Here is a 1061-nt window from a genome sequence, read left to right as displayed (position 1 = left end):
CTGGTCGAGCGGGTCGGCGAGGAGGGCGGCGAGGTCGTCCGCGTACGGCAGGGCGGCGACGCCGCGGGCGCCGCGCTCGAACAGCTCCCGGCCGAGGCGCTGCTCCAGGGCGCGGATCTGCGCGGTCACCGTCGACTGGGACAGCCCGAGCCGGTGCGCGGCGGCCGTGAACGAGCCGGCGCGGTGGACGGCGAGGAAGGTCCGCAGCTGGTTCAGGTCCGGCGGGCCCTCGGCCGGCCGCACCGAGCCATGGATATCCCGATCGCTCATGGAGACGAGCCTACGGGACGGCGATGGGTGGGGCGGCTCCCGGAGTCATCGGTTTACCGATACCGGACATCGGCGTGCTCATTGGTGGGCGATGGCCGGGCGCGTCTAGCGTCGGGGACGTGAGCACTCCGGCGGGACGACCGCCGGAGCGTGGGACCGCACACCTGGAGACTGCACCATGGCCACCATCCTCTTCGTCGTGACCGGCGCCGACGTCTGGACGCTGAACGACGGCAGCAAGCACCCGACCGGCTTCTGGGCCGAGGAACTCCTCGTGCCGCACCGCGCCTTCACCGAGGCCGGGCACCAGGTCACCGTGGCGACCCCGGGCGGCGTGGTGCCGGTCGCCGACCGCGCGAGCGTGCCCGACGAGGCGACGGCCGAGGCGATCGCGGCCGTCGCCGAGCTGCGGCGGCCGGTGAAGCTGGAGGACGTCGACCCGGCCGACTACGACGCCGTGTTCTACCCCGGCGGCCACGGCCCGATGGAGGACCTGGCGGTCAGCGCCGAGTCCGGCCGGCTGCTGACCGGGGCGCTCGCCTCCGGCCGTCCGCTCGGCGTCGTGTGCCACGGCCCGGCGGCGCTGCTGGCCGCGCGGACGGAGGACGGCGGCTCGCCGTTCGCGGGTCGCCGGATCACCGCCTTCACCAACGAGGAGGAGCGTCTGGCGGGCCTCGCCGACAAGGCGCCGTGGCTGCTCCAGGACCGGCTGGTCGAGCTGGGCGTGGACTTCGAGGCGGGCGAGCCCTGGGCGCCGCACGTGGTCGTCGACCGCAACCTGGTGACGGGCC

Annotated in this window: 2 protein-coding genes; one reads left to right on the top strand and one right to left on the bottom strand. The window is 74.9% G+C overall.

Translation table 11 applies throughout. The features are described 5' to 3' along the window. Positions 1 to 270: LysR family transcriptional regulator (locus tag AB0O00_RS41220; RefSeq protein WP_363659775.1), on the bottom strand; the 270-nt coding region annotated here is incomplete at its 3' end. Positions 271 to 448: 178 nt separating this feature from the next. Here AB0O00_RS41220 and AB0O00_RS41215 point away from each other — a divergent pair. Beyond that, positions 449 to 1061 (top strand): type 1 glutamine amidotransferase domain-containing protein (locus AB0O00_RS41215; protein WP_363659774.1); only part of this gene is annotated, 613 nt, incomplete at its 3' end.

The sequence above is a fragment of the Kitasatospora sp. NPDC093558 genome (genome assembly GCF_040683475.1).
GTDB lineage: Bacteria > Actinomycetota > Actinomycetes > Streptomycetales > Streptomycetaceae > Kitasatospora.
The sequence above is the reverse complement of the archived record's forward strand: the minus strand, read 5'-3'. Positions and strand labels throughout refer to the sequence as shown.